The sequence below is a fragment of the Sphingomonas sp. P2_B6 genome, assembly GCF_056404755.1.
Map to the genome: position 1 here is coordinate 116,835 of NZ_JBFUDK010000006.1, position 20,589 is coordinate 137,423.

General features: G+C 68.3%; 21 protein-coding genes. 4 read left to right on the top strand and 17 right to left on the bottom strand.

Annotated features, from left to right (window positions below; all coding sequences use genetic code 11):
• Positions 1-3: 3 nt before the first annotated feature.
• Genes AC1DX5_RS10755 through AC1DX5_RS10765 form a run of 3 tightly spaced genes read right to left on the bottom strand, consistent with a single transcriptional unit; the run spans position 4 to position 2,084 of the window.
• Complete coding sequence (locus tag AC1DX5_RS10755; RefSeq protein WP_478015344.1) at positions 4-1,254, bottom strand: MgtC/SapB family protein; 1,251 nt, start codon at positions 1,252-1,254, stop codon at positions 4-6.
• Positions 1,255-1,269: 15 nt separating this feature from the next.
• The gene (locus AC1DX5_RS10760) at positions 1,270-1,941 is read right to left on the bottom strand and encodes an NAD(P)H-dependent oxidoreductase (protein ID WP_465175274.1); all 672 of its coding nucleotides are present in this window, start codon (positions 1,939-1,941) and stop codon (positions 1,270-1,272) included.
• A complete protein-coding gene (locus tag AC1DX5_RS10765) occupies positions 1,941-2,084 on the bottom strand; it encodes a hypothetical protein (RefSeq protein WP_478015345.1) in 144 nt (47 codons plus the stop codon). The genes AC1DX5_RS10760 and AC1DX5_RS10765 overlap by 1 nt, the downstream gene beginning before the upstream one ends.
• A 149-nt stretch (positions 2,085-2,233) precedes the next feature.
• Between AC1DX5_RS10765 and AC1DX5_RS10770 the strand changes: the two genes are divergently transcribed.
• A complete protein-coding gene (locus AC1DX5_RS10770) occupies positions 2,234-4,891 on the top strand; it encodes a bifunctional acetate--CoA ligase family protein/GNAT family N-acetyltransferase (RefSeq protein ID WP_478015347.1) in 2,658 nt (885 codons plus the stop codon).
• A 28-nt stretch (positions 4,892-4,919) separates the two neighbouring features.
• A complete protein-coding gene (locus AC1DX5_RS10775) occupies positions 4,920-5,498 on the top strand; it encodes an NAD(P)H-dependent oxidoreductase (RefSeq protein ID WP_465171231.1) in 579 nt (192 codons plus the stop codon).
• 112 nt (positions 5,499-5,610) lie between these two features.
• On the opposite strand, the gene AC1DX5_RS10780 is transcribed toward AC1DX5_RS10775, so the two are convergent.
• The 4 genes from AC1DX5_RS10780 to AC1DX5_RS10795 form a co-directional block, all read right to left on the bottom strand.
• Positions 5,611-6,753, bottom strand: coding sequence for a L,D-transpeptidase family protein (locus AC1DX5_RS10780; RefSeq protein WP_465171232.1), 1,143 nt, complete (start codon positions 6,751-6,753; stop codon positions 5,611-5,613).
• A gap of 3 nt (positions 6,754-6,756) precedes the next feature.
• On the bottom strand, positions 6,757-7,569 hold the full coding sequence (locus AC1DX5_RS10785; protein WP_478015349.1) for a universal stress protein: 813 nt from the start codon (positions 7,567-7,569) through the stop codon (positions 6,757-6,759).
• A gap of 55 nt (positions 7,570-7,624) precedes the next feature.
• Positions 7,625-8,002, bottom strand: coding sequence for a response regulator (locus tag AC1DX5_RS10790; RefSeq protein ID WP_465171234.1), 378 nt, complete (start codon positions 8,000-8,002; stop codon positions 7,625-7,627).
• 87 nt (positions 8,003-8,089) lie between these two features.
• Positions 8,090-8,899, bottom strand: coding sequence for a universal stress protein (locus AC1DX5_RS10795; RefSeq protein WP_478015351.1), 810 nt, complete (start codon positions 8,897-8,899; stop codon positions 8,090-8,092).
• A 139-nt stretch (positions 8,900-9,038) separates the two neighbouring features.
• Here AC1DX5_RS10795 and AC1DX5_RS10800 point away from each other — a divergent pair, with 139 nt between their 5' ends.
• On the top strand, positions 9,039-9,545 hold the full coding sequence (locus AC1DX5_RS10800) for a hypothetical protein (protein ID WP_465171236.1): 507 nt from the start codon (positions 9,039-9,041) through the stop codon (positions 9,543-9,545).
• 3 nt (positions 9,546-9,548) lie between these two features.
• Here AC1DX5_RS10800 and AC1DX5_RS10805 read toward each other — a convergent pair whose 3' ends face one another.
• Together AC1DX5_RS10805 and hemN are read right to left on the bottom strand one after the other, a co-directional pair.
• Entirely contained in the window at positions 9,549-10,253 is a 705-nt protein-coding gene (locus AC1DX5_RS10805; RefSeq protein WP_478015352.1) for a Crp/Fnr family transcriptional regulator, read from the bottom strand.
• Positions 10,254-10,518: 265 nt separating this feature from the next.
• Positions 10,519-11,841 carry an oxygen-independent coproporphyrinogen III oxidase gene (gene hemN, locus AC1DX5_RS10810; protein ID WP_478015354.1) on the bottom strand — a complete coding sequence of 441 codons (1,323 nt, stop codon included), beginning with the start codon at positions 11,839-11,841 and terminating at the stop codon, positions 10,519-10,521.
• Between the two features lie 124 nt (positions 11,842-11,965).
• Between hemN and AC1DX5_RS10815 the strand changes: the two genes are divergently transcribed.
• Positions 11,966-12,649 (top strand): OmpW/AlkL family protein, encoded by a 684-nt coding sequence (locus tag AC1DX5_RS10815; protein ID WP_478015356.1) that lies wholly within the window; start codon positions 11,966-11,968, stop codon positions 12,647-12,649.
• A gap of 73 nt (positions 12,650-12,722) precedes the next feature.
• Here the strand turns inward: AC1DX5_RS10815 and ccoS are convergent, their stop codons facing one another.
• Genes ccoS through ccoN form a run of 8 tightly spaced genes read right to left on the bottom strand, consistent with a single transcriptional unit; the run spans position 12,723 to position 20,497 of the window.
• A complete protein-coding gene (ccoS, locus tag AC1DX5_RS10820; protein ID WP_465171240.1) occupies positions 12,723-12,902 on the bottom strand; it encodes a cbb3-type cytochrome oxidase assembly protein CcoS in 180 nt (59 codons plus the stop codon).
• Entirely contained in the window at positions 12,899-14,995 is a 2,097-nt protein-coding gene (locus tag AC1DX5_RS10825) for a heavy metal translocating P-type ATPase (protein WP_478015516.1), read from the bottom strand. The genes ccoS and AC1DX5_RS10825 overlap by 4 nt, the downstream gene beginning before the upstream one ends.
• Positions 14,996-15,030: 35 nt before the next feature.
• The gene (locus AC1DX5_RS10830; RefSeq protein ID WP_478015358.1) at positions 15,031-15,489 is read right to left on the bottom strand and encodes a FixH family protein; all 459 of its coding nucleotides are present in this window, start codon (positions 15,487-15,489) and stop codon (positions 15,031-15,033) included.
• Complete coding sequence (ccoG, locus tag AC1DX5_RS10835; protein WP_478015360.1) at positions 15,486-17,003, bottom strand: cytochrome c oxidase accessory protein CcoG; 1,518 nt, start codon at positions 17,001-17,003, stop codon at positions 15,486-15,488. Before ccoG ends, AC1DX5_RS10830 begins: the two co-directional genes overlap by 4 nt.
• Complete coding sequence (gene ccoP, locus AC1DX5_RS10840; RefSeq protein WP_478015361.1) at positions 16,990-17,946, bottom strand: cytochrome-c oxidase, cbb3-type subunit III; 957 nt, start codon at positions 17,944-17,946, stop codon at positions 16,990-16,992. Before ccoP ends, ccoG begins: the two co-directional genes overlap by 14 nt.
• Positions 17,939-18,106, bottom strand: coding sequence for a cbb3-type cytochrome c oxidase subunit 3 (locus AC1DX5_RS10845; protein ID WP_465171244.1), 168 nt, complete (start codon positions 18,104-18,106; stop codon positions 17,939-17,941). The genes ccoP and AC1DX5_RS10845 overlap by 8 nt, the downstream gene beginning before the upstream one ends.
• Positions 18,103-18,837 carry a cytochrome-c oxidase, cbb3-type subunit II gene (gene ccoO, locus AC1DX5_RS10850; protein ID WP_465171245.1) on the bottom strand — a complete coding sequence of 245 codons (735 nt, stop codon included), beginning with the start codon at positions 18,835-18,837 and terminating at the stop codon, positions 18,103-18,105. Before ccoO ends, AC1DX5_RS10845 begins: the two co-directional genes overlap by 4 nt.
• A 10-nt stretch (positions 18,838-18,847) precedes the next feature.
• A complete protein-coding gene (gene ccoN / locus AC1DX5_RS10855; RefSeq protein ID WP_478015363.1) occupies positions 18,848-20,497 on the bottom strand; it encodes a cytochrome-c oxidase, cbb3-type subunit I in 1,650 nt (549 codons plus the stop codon).
• Positions 20,498-20,589: the final 92 nt, after the last annotated feature.

Genomic DNA, 20,589 nt, shown 5'->3' on the forward strand with positions numbered 1-20,589 from the left:
GAGTCACCATAGCGCAACGCCGATTCCGAGCGCGATCGCCGCTGTCGCAGCACCCAGCGGCGCTGCTGCCACGAGATGCGCGCGGGATCGCGACACGCCGAGCACAAGCCCCGTCTTCAGCACCATGTTGAGCAGCACCGGCATCGCCAGCACCACGCCGGCCATGCGCGGCGCGATCGCGTCGGGCGGCATGGCGCCGAAGGCGATCACCGCCGCATCGACATCGGCCAGTCCGATCACCGCCAGCACCCCCGCGACGCCCGCATCGCCGAACGCGATCAGCGCCCAATGGCTGGCGATGGAGGAGATGGCGACGACCATTGTCAGGACGAGCGCCGCGCCGAGTTCGAGCGGATTGCCCAGTGCGACGGCCTGTTCCTGCTGCGTCGTTTCGTGGCGAAGCCGCCACCAGGTCGTGCCCGCCAGTAGGGCCACCGCCGGCCCCAGGATGATCGCAAGCGGCCCGATCGCACGTGGCGCGAGGATGGCGACGAGCACGCAGACTCGTGCGACGCTGATCGCCGAGGCCAGCGCGATCCCTGCCGACAGCGCGGCGGCCGCGGCCGGGCTGGTCGCCAGCCTGCGCGCGAACGCCAGGGTTACGGCGGTGGAGGAAACCAGCGCGCCGCAGGCCGCCACCAGCACCATGCTGCGCGATGCCCGTGCCCGGCGGGCCAGGATATAGCCGGCGAAGGACAGGCCGGTGACGAAAATGATCACCAGCATCAGCTTGTGCGGGTTCAGCGCCGCATAGGGGCCGATGGCGCGATCGGGCATCAGCGGCAGCAGGACGAGCGCGAGGATCGCGAACCGGGCCGCCGCGCGAAGCTCCGCCGCGCTCAGGCCGCGCACGATGCCGTGCAGCTGGCCACGCATCGACAGCAACAAGGTCGCCGCGGCCGCCGCGCCCAACGCCATCGCCGGCTGTCCGGAGGTGGCCAGCATGCCGAGCGCCAGCACGACCACGCCGGCGATCGCGCTGGTCGCGCTCAGGTCGTCCGGCTCGCGGCTCTGGCGCAGATAGCCGACCAGGATGATCAGGCCCGCGCTGCCCAGCAACGCGATCGCGCCCAACGCCGGCAAAAGGCCGGCGACGCCACCGGCCAGCCCGAGCAACCCGAAGGTGCGGAATCCCGCGACCCGCGTTCCCGCCCGCTCGCGCCGGCTCGTCCAGCCCCGTTCCAGACCGATCAGCAGCCCGATGGCGAGGGCATAGCCCAGCGACGCCGCCATGACCGGATCGAGATCATCCATCTACGTCATGCTCGCTCAAGCACCATTGCCCTGTACGATTGCCCGGGTCTGTATCTTGTGCCGTTCGCTCAGCACCATGGCGCAGGTCGATCGGGCCTGTTCGCGGACACGCTCGAGATCTTCTCGCACGAACCGTTCGTCACGGCCATCGACGATCGCGTCGAAATGGACATGCGCGCTGCCCGCCATCGAAAAGATCGTGGTGAGATAGGTGTCGAAGGCCTGGCGCATCGACGCCCATTGGCCATGCTCCTCCAGCCACGGCATGGTCGAGGCGGAGGAGCTGAGGATCACCAGCCGCTTGCCCTCAAGCGGCCGGAGACCGGTGCCTGTCTTGATGTCGCGCGCGGCGAGCCCGGCGCCCATCACGCGGTCGACATACCCCTTGATGATTGCCGGGGGCATGCCGAACCAGATCGGGTAGACCAGCACGATCACCGCGCTGTCGCGGATCAGGTCGATCTCCTCCTGAACGTCCGGCGCCGGCGCAAAACCCGGCATATCGGGGCGTTCCTCGTTCTTGAGCAGCGGATCGAACCCGATTTCATAAAGGTTCCGGAGCACCGCGGTCTGGTCGCAGCCGCGCACCGCGTCGCAATAATCGGCGGCGACCGAGCCGTTGAAGCTCCACGGCGCGGGGTGACCGAGGATCACCAGGTGGCGGATGTCGTGCGGATCGACGGACATCACAGGACCCCGTTGATCGCAAGGGCCGCCGCGAGTTCCGCCAGGACGATGCAGCAGAGAATGGAGCCGCCGACGGCAAGGCGCGGCTGGCGGGCGGCGAAGGTCGCCGCGCGGTCGGAAAGGGCATGCAGGGCCGTTGCCATATCGAGTCCTCCGGATGGGATGCACGGACTCTAGCGGCCGGACCCGACGGCCATATGCGGAACTATACGGATGTCTCGGCCGGGGCTTGCTGTGGGAAAACAACGGTGCCGGGAACGCACGTCGCGCCGTCCCGCACAGGAGCGATCCCATGACTGTCCGCAATCTCGACGGCCTTCTCCATCCGCGCAGCGTCGCCGTGATCGGCGGATCGCAGCGACCGGGCTCGATGGGCGAAATGGTGCTCACCAACATCGTCGATGGCGGTTTCGCCGGCACGGTGTTCGCGGTGAACCCGAAGCCGGTCGAGATGGAGGGCGTGTGGTGGGTGGCGTCGGTTGCCGACCTGCCCGGCGTGCCCGACCTCGCCGTCATCGTCACCCCGGCGGAGACGGTCGCGACGATCGTCGCGGAACTCGGCGCGCTCGGCACCAGGGCGGCGGTGATCGTGTCGGCCGGCCTGCACGATCCGGCGACGCGCCAGGCGATCCTGGATGCCGCCAAACCGCATCTGTTGCGGATCGTCGGGCCGAACTGCCTCGGCGCGCTGCTTCCCCATGCGAAGCTCAATGCGTCGTTCGCGCCCCGGGTCGCGCTGCCGGGCCGGCTCGCCTTCGTGTCGCAGAGCGGCGCGTTGGTCACCGCGATGCTCGACTGGGCGGGGGCCAGGAATATCGGCTTTTCGGGCGTCGTCTCCGTCGGCGACATGGCCGATGTCGACCTCGGCGATCTGATCGATCTGTTCGCGGCCGATCCGAAGACCGACGCGATCCTGCTCTATATCGAAGGCGTCACCAATCCGGCCAAGTTCATGTCGGCCGCCCGCGCCGCCTCGCGGATCAAGCCGGTGATCGCGATCAAGGCCGGGCGGACCGAGGCGGCCGGCAAGGCGGCGACCTCGCATACCGGCGCGCTGACCGGCGCCTATGACGTTCACGCCGCTGCCTTCCGCCGCGCCGGGATCATCCTGGTCGACAGCCTGTCGGAGCTGTTCGACGCGGCGCAGATGCTCAGCCGGCATCGGCCGCGCAGCGGCGAACGGCTCGCCATCGTCACCAATGGCGGCGGCGCGGGCGTGCTTGCGGCCGACGCCCTGCCCGCGACCGGCGGCACGCTCGCGACATTGTCGCCGGACACGATCGCCGCGCTCGATCCGCAGCTTCCGGCGAGCTGGTCCCGCGCCAATCCGATCGACGTCGTCGGCGACGCGCGGCCCGAACGTTTTGCCGCGGCGACGCGCGCGGCACTGGCCGATCCGGGCGTCGATGTGGTACTGGTCATGCACTGCCCGACGGCCGCGGCGACCGGCACCGATATCGCGGGCGCGGTGATCGATGCGGTCGCGGGTCATGTCCCCGCGACCAAGGCCGTGATCGCCTGCTGGCTCGGCACGCACAATGCGGAGACGGCGCGGGCGCAGTTCGACGCAGCGGGCATTCCGCTGTTCGACAATCTCGACGATGCCGTGCGCGGCTTCGGCTATCTGCTGCAGGCGGGCAAGGGCCGGGACGCGCTGATGCGCGCGCCGGCGCGCGTCACCGTGGCCGAGGCGGATCGCGCCCGGGTGCGGGCGATCCTGACGGGGGCGCGGGCGGAAGGGCGCACGATCCTCAGCGGATGCGAAGTCCGCTCGATGCTCGCCGCGTACGGCATCCCGGTGGTAGAGGCGCGGCTGGCGCGCACCGTCGAGGCGATCCCGACCGTCTGCGCGCGCATCGAACCGCCCTATGTCCTGAAGCTCATCTCGCCGCAGTATCCGCACAAATCCGATATCGGCGGCGTGGTGCTCAATCTGGCGAGCGCTGGCGAGGTGGTTACAGCCGCGAAGGCGATGATCCGCCGTGTCGGGCAGGACCATCCCGAGGCCTCGATCACCGGTTTCGAGATCGAGCCGATGATCGCTCCCATGCACGGCCGCGAACTGCTGGTCGGCATTGCCGAGGATGCCATATTCGGGCCGGTCATCGCTTTCGGTGCCGGCGGCAAGGCAGTGGAACTCGTCCGCGACCGGGCACTCGGCCTGCCGCCGCTCGACGATGTGCTGGCCGGGGAGATGATCGACTCGACCCGGATCGCCCGGCTGCTCGACGGCTATCGCGACGTACCCGCGGCCAACCGGACCGCGATCGTGTCGGTGCTCAATGCGCTGTCGGCGCTCGTCCTGGATTTTCCGGATATCGTCGATCTCGACATCAACCCGCTCGTCGCCGACGAACGGGGGGTGATCGGTGTCGATGCGCGGGCCCGGATATCCGATGCGCCCCGCGCGTCGCGCGCCGTGATCCGCCCGGTGCCGATGGAATGGGCGCGGGAACTCACCACGCGGGACGGCGTCGTGATGCAGGTTCGCCCGGTCAAGCCCGATGACGAGGAAGCGCTCGCCGCGTTCTTCCGCCACGTCACGCCCGAGGATCTCCGCTTCCGCTTCCTCACCGGCCTGCAGGAAGTCGGCCGGGACCGGCTCGCCGCGATGACTCAGATCGATTATCGCCGGACGATGAATTTCCTCGCCTTCGCCGGGGACGGCCTGCTGATCGCGACCGCGATGCTGGCCTGCGACCCGGACGGAGTCCGCGCGGAACTGGCGATCTCGGTCCGCGCCGATTTCAAGGGGCGCGGTGTGAGCTGGACGCTGCTCCAGCATGTGCTCGACTATGCCCGCGCCGAAGGCATCGACTCGGTCGAATCGGTCGAGAGCAGCGACAATCACGCCGCCCTGAAGCTGGAGCGCGAGGCAGGTTTCAAGGCCGTTCCGGGCGAAAGCGGCTCGACCGAAGTGACCGTCCGCCGGAAGGTCGAATCGGCCTGATCCACCCTCTTTGTTCGAAAGATATCCCATGACGCATATTGCCGTGATCGATGGCCATCCCGATCCCGATCGCGCCCGCTTCGTCCATGCGCTCGCCGACAGCTACAGCGCGGGCGCCGTCGATGGCGGGCATGAGGTGAAGCTGATCGAGCTCGCCACACTCGACTTCCCGCTCCTCCGGTCGCGGGCCGCCTGGGAAAAGGATGCGCCGCCGCCAGCCATCGCGGCGGCGCAGGAGACGCTCGCCTGGGCCGATCATTATGCGATCTTCTATCCGCTCTGGCTGGGCGACATGCCCGCGCTGCTCAAGGCCTTTCTGGAGCAGGCATTGCGTCCGGGCTTCGCGATCGACCCGAAGGGGGCGGGGCTGAACAGTGGCCTGTTGCGTGGCAAATCGGCGCGGCTGGTGGTGACGATGGGGATGCCGGCGATCTTCTATCGCTTCTATTTCGGCGCCCACAGCGTGAAGAGCTTCGAGCGCAACATCCTGAAGCTGGTCGGGATCAAGCCGGTGCGCCAGACCCTGGTCGGCGGCGTGGAGGGAAGCCCGGAGGATCGGGAAAAGGCGCTCGACGATCTGTTCGAACTGGGCCAGACGGGTTCCTAGAGTCGTTTGCAGCTTCGCTGAATCGGCACCAGCCCGCTCCCCAACCGGCCTCCCACAGAATATCCTGGATGGGAGGCCGGGTGGGGGAGCGGGCTGGTGCCGTCCTACTGAACTAGAGCCCGGCGGCCACGCGGCCGTCGCGGCGATAGAGATCGTCGAGGAAGCGAACGCCACCCTCCGTGGCGGCATCCGGCTCCGCGGTGAAATACACGATATAGACCGGCACTGGCGTCGTCAGCTTCAAGGTGCGGTTGACGCCGCTCGCCATCAGGCCGTCGAACTCGGCGGCGCCTTCCGGCGACAACAGGATCTTGGCGAGGATGTCGGGACGCGCCGTGCGCACGCAGCCATGCGACAGGGCACGCCGGTCCTGCTCGAACAGCTCGCGTGACGGTGTGTCGTGGATGAACACGCTGTGCGGGTTCGGCATCTCCAGCTTCACCAGGCCGAGCGCGTTGCGCGGCCCGGGCCGCTGCCGGACCTGCAGCCCCCCACCGGCGCCGCGCGCCGCGACATATCCTCTCCTGGCCGCTTCGGCGGGCTGGGTGCGCACCAGCGCGCCGACACTTTCGGCCACGATGCTTTGCGGGACGTTCCACCAGGGGTTCGCGGTGACGCCGGTCACCTGGGCGGCGAAGACCGGTGTCGGGCTCGCCGGCTTGCCCACGATCACGCGGTGGCTTGAGATGACGGCGTCATGCTCGATGAGATCCAGCCGAAAGGCGGGCGGGTTGACCAGGATATGGTTGGTCCCCAGGTCGCGCGGCAGCCAGCGCCAGCGCTCCATGTTCACCCGGATCGTCAGGCAATGCGCGGGCGAATCGCAATGCCCAAGGGCCTCGCGCAGACCCGCATAGGCTGCATCCCGCGGCAGCAGCGCGTGGAGAGCCGAGGCGATGTCATGCCGGGCCAGCGCTCCGGCGAGCCATGCGGCATAATCGATCCGATCGCGGGGGATGCCCCATCCGGCACGCGCCGCGGCTGTCGCCGACCCCTCGGCATAGTCATGCGCCAGCGACAGCGCGAGGCGGTCGGCCTGCGCGTCGAGATCGGGTGCGCCCGCCCCGGCCTGGGCCTCGAAGCCCGCAATGTCGTAGCGCCCGGCCCCGATTCCCTCGGCCTGGCTCCGTTGCGCCTCCCCGATCAATGCCGTCACATCGGTAGTCGACCAGCGAGTTGTCTCGGCGGCCGCGGGCGCGGCGATGGACGCGGCCCCGAGCAACAGCAGGGCGGCCAGCTTCCGGACAAAGGGCACGCGTCAATGCGCCATGAACAAGGGCACCGGGCTCTTGGTCAGCATCGCCCGGGTCACGCCGCCGAACAGCGCCTCGAGCCACCGGCGATGCCCGAACCCGCCCATGACGATATAATCGAAGGCGCCGGTCGCGACCCGCTCGAGCAAGGCGTCCGCGGTCGTCCCCGTGCCGCGTGGCCATCGCCGGATCATCGCATGGACATCGTGACGCGAGAGATAGGCGGCGGCGTCCTCGGCCGGGGCGTGGACTGAAGTGTCGTCGATCTCCACGATCTCGACCCGGCTGGCGAGCTTCAGGAGCGGCACCGCGGCGCGGAGCGCGGCAGCGGCCGCAGACGATCCGTCCCAGGCGACCAGGGCATTGTCGAGATCCAGGCGTTTGGCCGACTCCGGCACGGCGAGGATCGGCTTGCCCGCGCCGACGACCAGCGCGCCGGCGGCGGTGCGCATGTCGGGGAGGGGAAATTCGTCGAGCTCGCGGTTGACCACGATGAGGTCGGCCAGGGTCGAAGCGTCCTTCAGGCAGGCCGCGATCTCACCGGTCGCGTCCAGCCAGTTCCACGTGACGTCTTCCTTGGCGAGACGCTGCTCCAGCCTCGTCCGGTTCGCCGCTTCATGGTCACGCTCTTCGGCCAGCAACATCTCGGCGCCGAACGCCGCATCGCACGCATATTCCGTACCGAGCATCGCGGGCAGGATGGCGACGTCCAGACAGGTGACATGGCCGCTCACGGCGCGTCCGATATCCAGGGCGGCCTGAAGCCGCGCTTCCTGGCCCGCATCGTCGTGGACCAGCAGGAGAATGTTCTTCATCATGTCCATCCCTCTCTGCGCCGGCGCGGATGCGGTCGGCGGCGTTACGGCAAGCGGGTCAGCCAGTGATCGCGCCTGCCAGTTCATTGGGCCGCAGCGGCTTTTCCAGCACTGCGTCGAACCCGCAGGCCTTGGCGCTCGCGGTCAGCGTCGGCGACGAAAAGGCCGTCACCAGGATCGACCGTCCGTGCCAGCCATTGCGGCGCAGCGCCCGCAGCACGCCGAGGCCGTCGCCATCGGGCAAGCGATAGTCGGTCACGAGCAGATCGATCTCCTCCGCGCGCAGATTGGCCAGGAACGGCAGCGCCGAGGCGAAGGAGCGGACCTCATAGCCGCGGGCGTGGAGCACCAGCTGCAACGACCGGCGGACGCCTTCGTCATCCTCGATGAGAACGGCCTGTTCGCGGGGAGCGGTCGGAAAATCTGGTCGAGGCATGGATCACCTTGAAAATGAGGTCGCTGCCCTTGTGAAGCCGCCACCCGCGGCGGTCTCTACGCAGATGTGCGTAAGATCGTCCGGCGGTCAGCGGCCATGAGCGAGGAACAGCGGGACCGGGCTTTCCGTGAGCATCCGCTGCGTCGCGCCGCCGAACAGTTCCTCGATCGCGCGCGCCCGGCCGAAAGCGCCCATCACGACATAGTCCGCCTTGGACCATTGCTGCGCCGACAGGATCACCGCGCCGGGGCGGTCCATCAGGATCTTTTCGCGCTGGATCGTCGCCTTGATACCGTGGCGAGACAGATAGGTCGCAGCCTCTTCGGCCGGGATCTTCAGGGAGCCATCGTCGACATAGAGGATCGTGACGGCGGCGGCTTGCCCGAGCAGCGGCACGGCCGCCCGCAGTGCCGCCTCGGCGGAGGGAGAGCCGTCCCAGGCGACCAGCGCGTGGCCGCGAATATCGAGGCCGGTTGCCGTCTCCGGGACGGCCAGCACCGGAAGCCTGGCCTCGACCAGCAAGCGACCGGCCAGCTCGATCGCGTTCGGGAACAGGCTCGTCTCGAGTTCGCGATTGATCACGATCAGGTCGGTCAGCGCGGCGGCATCGAGGATCGACTCGGTCAGGTCGCCGGTGACGTCGATCCAGTCGAACGGCACATCGTCATTCTCCAGCCGCTCGCGCAGGCGAGTACGGTTGGCCGCTTCCTTCACTTCCTCGTCGGCGCGCAGCAACGCGCTGCCGCCCATCGAGGCATAGTCGGTTACCAGCTCCGGTACGATCGCGACATCGACGCAGCGCAGATGCCCGCCGACGCCGCGGGCCACGTCGAGCGCGGCCTGGACACGCGCCTTCTGTCCGCTGTCGTCATGGATAAGGACGAGGATGTTCTTCATGGCATTGCCTCCTGATCGATGCGCCCTTGTCGCGCTGGCAGCGGATCGGGAACATTGGGAAGTTTACGGATGAGCATCGGTCGCGCCGCTTGACCCGCGTCAAAGCGCGCTCCCGCCGGACGGGCGACAGCGCGGTGTCATGATTGAATCGCAGACATTGCGCGACGCGGCGCCCGGGGCGACGGCGGACGCGGAACTGATCGACCTGCTCGGCCGGCAGCTGCGCGACGATCACGATGCGCAGCTGGCGCTCTGCGTCGAGCTGGAGCGCCTCGCCGACATGCTGCCCGCCCTGCCGCCACCGCGGCGCGTCAGGCGCATCTGCAGCCATATCGAGTTCGTGACGACGCGGTATTTCCGGCGTGCCGAGACGATCTTCGCCGATGTCATGACCGCCCGGACCGATCCGGTGCTGCGCCAGATGTTCGACTCGCTGACGAGGATGCATGCGCTGGACGCGGTCCATGGCGAGGATGTCGTCGCGGCCTTGTGGGACGGGACCGCACGGGGCAGCGCGGCCCGCCCGGAGGAGCTCGGCTATATGCTGCGCTGCTTCTTCGACGGCTGCCGCCGGGCGGTCGCGCTGGAGGAGGCGCTGATGCTGCTGGTCGGCGCCGGTATCGAGCGGGAGCAGGGTGCCAGCTGAAGCTCAGCCGGCGTCGGCGATCGCCCGAAGCGTCGCCATGTCGGTCACGTCGATGCTCCGGCCGCCCTTGGCCAGCGCGATGGCGCCCATCGTCTTCAACCGGGTGAGCTGGCGGCTGACCGTCTCGATCGTCAGCCCCAGATAATCCGCCATGTCGCCGCGGCTAATCGGGATCTGCAACGCGGCCGGCGCCCCGCCGCCATCCTTGGCGGCGCGGTGCGCGAGATCGATCAGAAAACCGGCGATGCGTTCCGGCGCGCCGCGTTTGCCGAGGGTGAGCATCCGTTCGCGCGCATCGTTGAGCGACGTCATGGTCCGGCGCAGCAGGGCATGTTCGAGCGCGTGCGAGCCGCGCAGTACGTCCTCGAAACGCTCGCGCGGATAGAGGCACAGGTCGGATTCAGTCAGCGCGGTGACCGTGAGGGTCGCTTCCTGCAGGAAGAGCTGGCCGATGAAATCGCCCGAGAAGAGCAGGCCGACGATCTGTTCGCGGCCGTCCGCGGTGGAGCTCGTCACCTTGAGGATGCCGGACACCAGATTGGCGCAGGCAAGATTGGCGTCGCCCGCCCAGCTCAGCACCTGCCCCGCCGCGATCGTGCGGCGGCGGCCGATCGCGCTGAGTGCCTGGAGTTCGGTATCGGCGAGGCCCCCGCAGATGGCGTGCTCGCGCACCAGGCAGGATCGGCAGCGGTCGACGACGGGGTTCATGTCCGTCCAGTGCCAGCGGCCGTGCGGCGCGGCTGTACGTAACTATCCGGAGTCGACCTCGCCGGCCTGTTTGCGGGGGCAGGCGGCGTGGCAGGCGACGGGACAATCGCGGTCCCGCGCCGGCGACCGCGGCCCGATCGGCAGGGGCATGCTGGCATGCTGGCCGCAGATCGCGACCAGGACGACAGGACGATCAGCCGCGCAGAGCGGCGTTCCCGACAAAGCGAGTCCCGCGACCGCCGCCAGGGAAAACAGGGCGGACAGGCTAGACGGCATTGCTGAACCTCACCTGGTTGGACGTTCGATAGGGGTCGAGCGTCGCAGCGATGCTGCGGGCATAAGGAAGGGCATCGGGCGCGAGGGTCAGCCGATGGCCGTCGCGAGCGACAAGGCCGAGCGCGCGAAAACGGTCCAGCGCCGCCTCGGTCGATGCGGTGAGGGGCAGGCCGGACAGATCGGCGCGTCCGTTGCACAGGATCTGCTCGATCGCCGCGCCGGTGCATGCATCCAGCGCTGACCGCCGCACGCCGCGCGCGGTGGCGAACCGCCCGCTGCCGATCTTCAGATGATAACGCCCGGTGTTCTTCTCGTTCTGCAGCAGCCCGTCGGGGAAGGCGCTGATCGCCGAGGCGCCGAGACCGATCAGCGTGTCCGACGCGTCCTCGGTAAAGCCCTGGAAATTGCGCCGGAGTTTTCCCGCGCGCGCCGCGACCGCGATGGCGTCGCCCGGCCGGGCGAAATGGTCGAATCCGATCGGCTGATAACCGGCGGCGGTCAGCACCTCATGGGCGATGCCCGCCTGGGCGAAGCGTTCGCGCGGCGAGGGCAGGGCACTCGCGTCGATGCGTCGCTGGCGGGGCAGCAGATGTGGGACATGGGCATAGCCGAACACGGCCAGCCGGTCCGGCCCCATGGCGATCGCGCGGTCGAGCGTGTCGACCAGGTCGGCCGTCGACTGGCCCGGCAGGCCGTACATCAGATCGAAATTGATCGATTCGACTCCGGCCTCGCGCAGCAGGCGCACCGTCCTGGCGATGTCGGCCTCGGGCTGGACCCGGCCGATCGCGGCCTGGATATGCGGCGCGAAGGTCTGCACGCCCAGGCTGACCCGGCCGATATGGTTGCGCGCGATGCTGGCGGCCCATGCCCGATCGAAGCCGCGGGGATCGACCTCGATCGAGGCGACGGCGCCGACATCGTTGAATGCGTCCAGCAGCCGGTCGTTCAGCCGGTCGAACGCACCCGGCGCCAGCGCGTTGGGGCTGCCGCCGCCCCAGGCGATGCGGGCAATCCTGCCCCGACCCGCGAGATGCGCCGCGACCAGCTCGATCTCCTCGCCGAGGCGCTGAAGATAGGCGTCGAGCCGCGCGCTGCGGTTGGCGGCGCCGGTGTTGCAACCGCAATACCAGCAGATCTCCCGGCAATAGGGGATGTGCAGATAGAGCGAGACGGGCGCGTCCTGCCCGACCGCGGCCAGCGCGCCTTCCATATCGGATGCGTCGACGCCGTCGGTGAATTCGGCCGCGGTCGGGAAGCTCGTATAGCGGGGGACCGGGGTCGCGAGCAGGTCTGGGATATGGCGCCACATGCCGTCCTGGATGCGGCACCCATGGGGTCCATGCCTTGACCCCGGTCAAACCACTTCTTGCCTGCGCTCAAATGCCCCGGCGCCGCGGCCGCCTAGGAGCGGGCCAGCTCAAAGGAGGCTGTACATGAAACAGATGATATCGATCGCCGCGGTCACGCTGGTCGCCGCAATGGCATGGGCCGCGCCGGCCAGCGCGCAGGAACGGCAGGGAATCGAGGCCGGCGACGTGCTGCTGCGCGTTCGCGGCATCCTGGTCGCGCCGACGGGCGGATCGGGCGGCATCGCGCCGACCTTCCCCGGCGAGAAGGTCTCGGTCGATACCGCGGTGATGCCGGAGGTCGACCTGACCTATATGGCCACGGACAATATCGGGTTCGAGCTGATCGCCGCGACCACCAAGCACACGGCCTCCGGCAAGACCGGGACGACCGGCGGCATTGGCGATCTCGCCTCGACCTGGGTGCTGCCGCCGACACTGACGGTGCAATATCACCTGAACCCGCAAGGCAAGATCCGTCCCTATGTCGGCGGCGGCATCAACTACACGGTGTTCTACAATGAAAAGGCCTCGGCCGGTTTGAAGAGCGCGGTCGGCCCGACCAGCGTGCACATGTCGGACAGCGTCGGCTGGGCGGCGCAGGCGGGCATCGATATCGATCTGACGAAGCGCGTGTTCCTGAACCTCGACGTCAAATATATCGACATGGACACCAAGGCGACGCTGCGGACGACGGCAATCGGCACGCAGACGGTGAAGGTGCATCTCGACCCGGTCGTGGTCGGTGTGGGCTTCGGCATCCGCCTTTGATCCGGCCCGGCGGATCGGAAAGGGCCGGCAGCAATGCCGGCCCTTTTCTGTTGGCGACCTGTCGGATCGGGCGTTATTTCAGCGCGTCGCTCGGCGCCGATGGCGGGCCGGTATCGTCATCGTCGATCAGGATGCGCAGCGCGGCACCGTCGAGATCATCGAACTGGCCGGACCGCACCGTCCAGAAAAAGGCGCCCAGCGCCGCCAGGCCGAGGCCGAGCGCAACGGGGATCAGCAGGGCGAGACCGTTCATCGCGCGGCATTCCGCAGGCGCAGGGCGTTGGCCACCACCAGCAGCGACGATCCCGACATGGCCAGGGCAGCGATCAGCGGCGTGACCTGCCCGGCCATGGCCAGCGGCACCGCCAGGACATTATACCCGATCGCCAGCGCGAAATTCTGGCGCACCACCGCCATCGTCCGCCGGGCCGCGGCGATGGCGATCGGCACCGGCATCAGCCGGTCGCCGAAAAACACGACATCGGCGGCAAGCTGGCCGACATCGCTGCCCGACGAGGGCGCCATCGCGACATCGGCGCTTTTCAGCGCGGGCCCGTCGTTCAGGCCGTCGCCGACCATCAGCACATGGCGCCCGGCCGCCCGGAGCGTTTCGATCGCGCGATATTTGTCGGCAGGGGACATCCGTGCCCGCCCGCTGATGCCGAGTCGATCGGCAAGCGCCGTCACGACCGGCGCGGAATCGCCCGACAACAATTCGGGCGCGAAGCCCAGCCGCTTCAGCCGCGCCACCGCCGCGGCGGCATCGGGCCTGGGCGTGTCGCCGAACAGGATGAGACGAGCGGTACCGCCGGTCATGGCGAAGGCGGTTGCCACGGTGTCCGCCACCCCGCACCCGCCGACCCAGTCCGGCCGGCCCAGCCGGACGAGGCGATCCCCGAACCGTCCCTCCATCCCGAGGCCGGCATGCTCCACCAGGTCGGTGAGCGGTACCGGCACGACGCCGTCGCGTTCGAGCCTTGCCGTGAGCGCGCGGGACAATGGGTGGTGGCTCGATTGCGCCAGCCGCAACAGCGCGGCGCGCTCCAGCGGATCGTCCGGCAGGCCGGACCGGGGCTCGATCCTGGCGAGCGTGACGGTGCCGGTCTTGTCGAGCAGAATGGCATCGGCTTCGGCCAGCCGTTCCAGCGCGCTGCCGTCCTTGATCAGCACACCGGCGCGGAACAGCGAGCCGGCCGCGACCACCTGCGCGATCGGCACCGCCAGCCCGAGCGCGCAGGGGCAGGTGATGATCAGCACTGCGACGGCGATCATCACGGCCTGGTGCACACCCGCGCCGGCGATCAGCCAGCCGGCAAAGCTGAGCAGGGCGAGGGTGTGGACGGCGGGTGCATAAAGCCGCGAGGCGCGGTCGGCGATGCGGACATAGCGCGACTTGCCCTGTCCGGCCGCTTCCATCAATCGCGCGATGTCGGCGATCGCGGTCGCGTCGCCTGCCGCGGTCGCCCGCACCGTCAGCGGGGCGGAGAGGTTGATCGTGCCGGCCAGCACGACGCTGCCCATGGCGGCGGATTCGGGCAGACTCTCGCCGGTGACCAGCGATCGGTCGACATTGCTGTGGCCTTGCTCGACCACGCCGTCGACGCCGATGCGCTCGCCGGCTGCGACCAGGATCTTCATGCCCGGCGCGACATCGGCGGCGGCGCGGCGCCGCGTGGTGCCGTCGGGCCTGAGGACCAGCACGTCGCCCGGCACGCGGCGCATCAGCGCGGCGACGCCGTCCTGCGCTCGCGCGCGCATCGCACTGTCGAGGAAGCGGCCGGCGAGCAGGAAGAACAGCAGCATCACCGCGCCGTCGAAATAGGCGTGGTGGCCGCCGGTCGCGGTTTCGTAGAGGCTCATCGCCGCGGTGAGCGTCACGCCGATCGAGATCGGCACGTCCATGTTGGTGCGGCCATGGCGGAGCGCGCTCCAGGCGCTGCGGAAAAAGGGCCGGCCGGCAAAGGCGATCGTCGGCAGCGCGATCAGCGCGGACAGCCAGTGGAACAATGTACGGGTCGGCCCTTCGGCGCCCGACCAGATCGCCACCGAGAGCAGCATGATGTTCATCGCGGCGAAGCCGGCGACCGCCATGGCCAGGACGAGCGCCCGGCTCTCGTCGCGCGCCGCGCCGCCGGTGTCGCCGGCAAAGACATGCGCGGTGAAGCCCAGGCGTCCGATCGCCGCCTGCAGGCTCTCCTCGTCCAGCGCGTCGTGCAGGATGCGTACGCGCCTGGTGGTGAAATTGACCCGGGCCGAGGCGACCCCGGGGAGTTTTGCCAGCCCGTCCTCCAGTGTCGCGATGCAGCCAGCGCAGCGCATGCCGTCGACCGTGAAGCTGGTCTCCATGGCGCGCGGCGCGCGGGCGATCGGGAGGACGGCGTTCACAGCCGCACCTCGTCGTCGAAGCGCGCATCGTTCCGGCCGTCGCGCACCTCGATATGGAGCAGCCAGCGACCGGCGGGCAGCGGCGCGGTCGCGACGAAGCGGCCATCCGGGCCGCGCCGGAAGGAGAGCGCGCGGGCGGGAACGCGGCCGAGCGGATGGGCGGCCGTCGCGGTCACCGTCGCGGCCGTCAGCGCTCCGCGCGGTCCGGTCGGGACGATCCGCACCAGGCGGTCCGCCTCTGCCGTCACGGTCACCGACCAGCCCAGCGCCCGCTGCGCACGCGCTTCGGCCAGCCAGGTGTTGAACTGCTGGCTCGCGACATAGCTGTTGTCGACCACCGTCCCGCCAAAGGTGCCGACCGCGTAGCTCGCCATCAGGAAATTGACCGCGATCACCACCCCGAAAAAGGCGACCATGATGCCGGTCATGTGCCAGCCGGTGAAACCTCGTGTCATTGCCCTTGCTCCGGCCGTTCGAAATAGCTGTCGTCGTTTGCACCGCCGCCCTCGGCATCGATCGCGCGGACGGTGAAGCGCATGTCGGTGCGCGCCGCGCCCGCAGCCGGTGCCGCGACGAAGACCTGGGTTTTCGCGACCTGATCGGCGGGGACCGTGAGGCGGACGGTCCGGCCTGCGCCGCTGCGCCCGCTCGCCTCGGTCCACATCACGCCCGGCACGCCGGAAATGCCGATTTCCACCGTGCGCGGCCGCGCCTCCATGTTGCGGACCTTGACGGTATAGCCGTTGCGGATGCTGCCGTCGGAGAGGCGCACCCATTGCGGATTGCGGGTCTGCAGCACGCTGATGTCGATCCGCGTCCGGCTGCCGAGCGCGAACAGCATGCCGAGCCCGATGCCCGCCCAGACGGCGAAATAGACGATCGTGCGTGGCCGGAGCAGGCGCTTGATCGGCGATAATGGCGTGCCGCCGGCCGCGGCGATCCGCCCGTCCAGGTCGGTGGTGTAGCCGATCAGCCGCGGCGGCCGGCCGACCTTCGCCATGATGCCGTCACAGGCATCGATGCACAGGCCGCAGGTGATGCAGCCGATCTGCGGCCCTTCGCGGATATCGATGCCCGTAGGGCATACCGCGACACAGGCGTTGCAGTCGATGCAGTCGCCGATGCGCGGCGCGAGCGACTGGTTGCCCGCGAGCGCGACGAGTGACGGCATGCCGCCGGCATCGAGATCGAGCGCCGTCGCCTCGCGCTTCAGCCCGTGCGTGCGCGGCTCGCCGCGCCACGCCTTGTAGGTCACGGTCAGCGATTTCTCGTCGAGCATCGCGCCCTGGATGCGCGGCCAGGGGCACATATAGATGCACACCTGCTCGCGCATCAGCCCGCCGAAGACATAGGTGGTGAGCGTGAGGATGCCGATCGTCGCATAGGCGGCATAGGGCGCGGTGCCGTGCGCCAGATCGCGCAACAGGGCCGGCGCGTCAGCGAAATAGAAGATCCACGCCCCGCCGGTCAGCGCGCCGATGATGAGCCAGATCGCATGTTTCGACACGCGCTTCAGGATCTTGGCCGGGCCCCAGGGTGCCTTTTGCAGGCGGAGCTGCGCGTTGCGATCGCCGTCGATCGCCCGCTCGACATGCACGAACAGGTCGGTCCACACCGTCTGCGGGCAGGCATAGCCGCACCAGGCGCGGCCGACCGCGGAGGTGACGAGGAACAGGCCGATCCCGGCCAYGATCAGCAGACCGGCGACATAATAGAATTCGTGCGGCCAGATCTCGATCGCGAACATGTAGAAGCGGCGGTGCGCCAGATCGACCAGCACCGCCTGGTCGGGCGCGAAGGGGCCGCGATCCCAGCGCAGCCAGGGCGTCACGTAATAGATCGCCAGCGTCACCGCCATGATCGCCCATTTCAGGCGGCGGAAGCTGCCATCGACGGCCTTGGGGAAGACCTTGCGCCGCGCCTCGAAGAATTGCTCGCCCGGGAGGAGGATTCTGTCAGGGTGCGACATTCTGCTTCACCGGGATGGGCGCCCCCGTCTCGGGTGCCGCCGGCGGCCCCACCGGTTTTTCAGGCACCATCGCCTCGCCGCCGCCGAGCGAATGGACATAGGCGGCGAGCATCTTGATCGTGACCGGATCGAGGCGCGAGCCCCAGGCCGGCATGATGCCGTAGCGCGCATTGGTGACGGTCTCGGTCAGAGTGGCGCGGTCGCCGCCATAGAGCCAGATACCGTCGCTCAGGTTCGGCGCGCCGACCGCGCGATTGCCGGTGCCGGCATCGCCGTGGCAGACGGCGCAATTGGCCGCGAACAGCGCCTTGCCGCGCCGGGCGGAAAGGCTGGCCGGTTCCTGTTTCGACAGGACGCGGACCCAGGATACGACATCGTCGATCTCGACCGGCTTCAGGATGCCGTCGCGACCGAAGGCGGGCATCATCGACAGGCGGGTCTGGTCGTCGCCGGGCTGGCGAATGCCGTGCGTGAGCGTCTGCTGGATGGCCTTGATGTCGCCGCCCCACAGCCAGTCGTCGTCGTTGAGATTGGGATAGCCCTTGAAGCCGGTGGCACCCGAGCCATGGCATTGCACGCAATTGACCTTGAAGGCAGCGCGTCCGCCCTCTTCCGCCGCATGGAGCAGCTTCGAATCGGCCGGCAGCCGCTCGATCGGGATTTGCGCGAGGGCGAGCATCACCGGGGCCTTGCGGTCCTTGTCGGCGGCGACCTCCTGTTCGAACTGGGCCTGGCTCGACCAGCCCAGCGTACCCTGCGTCGCGCCGTGCAGCATCGGGATCGCGGGGTAGAGGACCATATAGATGATCGCGAAGACGATCGTCCCGTACAGGGTGTAGAGCCACCAGCGCGGCATCGGGGTATCGAGTTCCTCGATCCCGTCCCATTCGTGGCCGACCGTCGGGGTGCCGGTCGCCTCGTCGATGCGCTTTCCGTCAGCCATCGATATCGTCCTCTCGTTCGAAGATGCTCAGGGCCGCGCGCTGGTGGCTTTCGGCCACGCCGCGCAGGAAGGTCCAGCCGACCAGGACCAGGAAGACGATGCCCATCATCACCAGGCCCCAGCTGTCGGCGAGATGCCGAAGCGTGTCGTAGGTGCTCATTTCTGTTGCTCCCTCGGGGCCGCCGATTTGAGGTCGATCTGCGTGCCCAGGCCCTGGAGATAGGCGACCACCGCATCCATCTCGGTCAGGCGGCCGGGATTGCCGTCGAAATCGCGCGACTGGGCCTTGGGATAGCGCTTCGCGATCGCGGCGGCGTCGCCATCGGCCGAGCCCTGGCCGACAATGTCCTCGGCCGCCTTTTTGATATCCTCGTCGCTATAGGGCACGCCGACCCGGCGCAGCGCGATCAGGTGATCGGCGATATGGCTGGTGTCGACATCCCGCTCGGCCAGGAAGGCATAAGGCGGCATGATCGATTCCGGCACCACCGAGCGCGGATCCTTCAGGTGCTGGACATGCCATTCGTCGGAATAGCGCCCGCCGACGCGCGCCAGATCGGGGCCGGTGCGCTCCGATCCCCATTGGAACGGGTGATCGAACATGCTCTCCGAGGCGAGACTGTAATGGCCGTAGCGTTCGGTCTCGTCGCGGAACGGGCGGATCATCTGGCTGTGGCAGCCATAACAGCCCTCACGAATATAGATGTCGCGTCCGGCGAGCTCGAGCGGCGTATAGGGCCGCACCCCTTCCGTCCGGGTGACGGTGGAGTCGATCCAGAACAGCGGGGCGATCTCGACGATGCCGCCGATCGCGACGGTGATGAAGGCGAGGACCGCGAGCAACGTGACGTTGCGCTCGATCGCCTTGTGGCGGGAAAGGGCGTTGGCCATGGCGGGGTCCTCAGGCGTGAGCTGGCTGGGTGGCGGGCACGACCGGCACGTCGCGGGCCGGATCGAAGGCGGGGCTCGACATCGGCGCTTCGTCGCGCAGCTTGCCCGCGATGGTCATCCAGATGTTCCAGACCATGAACAGCGCGCCGAGCAGGTAGAGCAGCCCGCCCGTGGTGCGGATCACGTAATAGGGGTGCATCGCCTGGACGACCTCGGCGAAGGAGTAGACGAGATAACCGTCGGCCCCATATTCGCGCCACATCAGGCCCTGGGTGATGCCCGCCACCCACATCGCCGAGGCGTAGAGCACGATGCCGAGCGTCGCGCACCAGAAGTGCCAGTTGACCATGCGCAGCGAATAGAGGCGGGTGCGACCCCACAGCCTCGGTGTCATGTAATAGAGCGCGCCGAAGGTGATCATGCCGTTCCAGCCGAGCGCGCCCGAATGGACATGGCCGATCGTCCAGTTGGTATAATGGCTGAGCGAGTTGACCGACTTCACCGACATCATCGGCCCTTCGAAGGTCGACATGCCGTAAAAGGCGAGCGCGAAGACCATCATGCGGATGATCGGGTCAGTGCGGATCTTGTCCCACGCGCCGTTGAGCGTCATCAGCCCGTTGATCATGCCGCCCCAGCTCGGCATCCACAGCATGATCGAGAAGACCATGCCCAGCGTCTGCGCCCAGTCCGGCAGCGCGGTGTAGTGGAGATGATGGGGACCGGCCCAGATATAGAGGAAGATCAGCGACCAGAAATGGATGATCGACAGCCGGTAGCTGTAGATCGGCCGTTCCGCCTGTTTGGGCACGAAATAATACATCATGCCGAGGAAGCCGGCGGTCAGGAAGAAGCCGACCGCGTTATGGCCGTACCACCACTGAGTCAGCGCATCCTGGACCCCGGCAAAGGCGGAATAGGATTTGGAGCCGACCAGGCTGACCGGCATCGACAGGTTGTTGACCAGGTGGAGCAGCGCGACCGTGATGATGAAGCCGAGATAGAACCAGTTGGCGACATAGATATGCGGCTCGGACCGGCGCACGATCGTGCCGACGAACACCGCGAGATAGGACACCCAGACGATCGTCAGCCAGATGTCGACATACCATTCGGGCTCCGCATATTCGCGGCCCTCGGTGATGCCGAGCAGATAGCCGGTCGCGGCCAGCACGATGAACAGCTGATATCCCCAGAACACGAAGCGCGCGAGCCAGGGAAAGGCCAGGCGCGCGCGGCAGGTGCGCTGGACGACGTAGAAGCTGGTGCAGATCAGCGCATTGCCGCCAAAGGCGAAGATCACCGCCGAGGTATGCAGCGGCCTGAGGCGGCCGAAGGTGCTATATTCGGAATGGAGATTGAGCAGCGGGAAGGCGAGCTGCGAGGCGATGACGAGACCGACCAGGAACCCGACTACGCCCCAGAACACGGTCGCGATCACGCCCCAGCGGATGACCTCGTCGTCATAGCGATTGCGCGGTGCCGCCGCGGGATAGGGATTGCTCGCGCCGCGCATCGTGCCCGCGGCGGCGATGAGCGCCGCGCCGGCGACGATGCCCATCTGCACGGCGAAACCGTGATCGATCGCGCTCGCCGCCGCGAGCAGCGCGAGCAGGCCCAGCAGCAGCCAGGCGCCAGCCCTGAATAGAATATCGTCCATTGCCCACCCTTCCACGGTCATCAGCGCGTGCCGAATGACGGTCGCCGCGCTCGCGGCCCTTGATCGTCGTCAAACTGCTAGGGGGCGGGGCA

Coding starts and splice junctions, on each gene's coding strand:
- AC1DX5_RS10755 (WP_478015344.1), bottom strand. CDS start 1,254: ATGGATGATCTCGATCCGGTCATGGCGGCGTCGCTGGGCTATGCCCTC.
- AC1DX5_RS10760 (WP_465175274.1), bottom strand. CDS start 1,941: ATGTCCGTCGATCCGCACGACATCCGCCACCTGGTGATCCTCGGTCAC.
- AC1DX5_RS10765 (WP_478015345.1), bottom strand. CDS start 2,084: ATGGCAACGGCCCTGCATGCCCTTTCCGACCGCGCGGCGACCTTCGCC.
- AC1DX5_RS10770 (WP_478015347.1), top strand. CDS start 2,234: ATGACTGTCCGCAATCTCGACGGCCTTCTCCATCCGCGCAGCGTCGCC.
- AC1DX5_RS10775 (WP_465171231.1), top strand. CDS start 4,920: ATGACGCATATTGCCGTGATCGATGGCCATCCCGATCCCGATCGCGCC.
- AC1DX5_RS10785 (WP_478015349.1), bottom strand. CDS start 7,569: ATGATGAAGAACATTCTCCTGCTGGTCCACGACGATGCGGGCCAGGAA.
- AC1DX5_RS10790 (WP_465171234.1), bottom strand. CDS start 8,002: ATGCCTCGACCAGATTTTCCGACCGCTCCCCGCGAACAGGCCGTTCTC.
- AC1DX5_RS10795 (WP_478015351.1), bottom strand. CDS start 8,899: ATGAAGAACATCCTCGTCCTTATCCATGACGACAGCGGACAGAAGGCG.
- AC1DX5_RS10800 (WP_465171236.1), top strand. CDS start 9,039: ATGATTGAATCGCAGACATTGCGCGACGCGGCGCCCGGGGCGACGGCG.
- AC1DX5_RS10805 (WP_478015352.1), bottom strand. CDS start 10,253: ATGAACCCCGTCGTCGACCGCTGCCGATCCTGCCTGGTGCGCGAGCAC.
- hemN (WP_478015354.1), bottom strand. CDS start 11,841: ATGTGGCGCCATATCCCAGACCTGCTCGCGACCCCGGTCCCCCGCTAT.
- AC1DX5_RS10815 (WP_478015356.1), top strand. CDS start 11,966: ATGAAACAGATGATATCGATCGCCGCGGTCACGCTGGTCGCCGCAATG.
- ccoS (WP_465171240.1), bottom strand. CDS start 12,902: ATGAACGGTCTCGCCCTGCTGATCCCCGTTGCGCTCGGCCTCGGCCTG.
- AC1DX5_RS10825 (WP_478015516.1), bottom strand. CDS start 14,995: ATGGAGACCAGCTTCACGGTCGACGGCATGCGCTGCGCTGGCTGCATC.
- AC1DX5_RS10830 (WP_478015358.1), bottom strand. CDS start 15,489: ATGACACGAGGTTTCACCGGCTGGCACATGACCGGCATCATGGTCGCC.
- ccoP (WP_478015361.1), bottom strand. CDS start 17,946: ATGGCTGACGGAAAGCGCATCGACGAGGCGACCGGCACCCCGACGGTC.
- AC1DX5_RS10845 (WP_465171244.1), bottom strand. CDS start 18,106: ATGAGCACCTACGACACGCTTCGGCATCTCGCCGACAGCTGGGGCCTG.
- ccoO (WP_465171245.1), bottom strand. CDS start 18,837: ATGGCCAACGCCCTTTCCCGCCACAAGGCGATCGAGCGCAACGTCACG.
- ccoN (WP_478015363.1), bottom strand. CDS start 20,497: ATGGACGATATTCTATTCAGGGCTGGCGCCTGGCTGCTGCTGGGCCTG.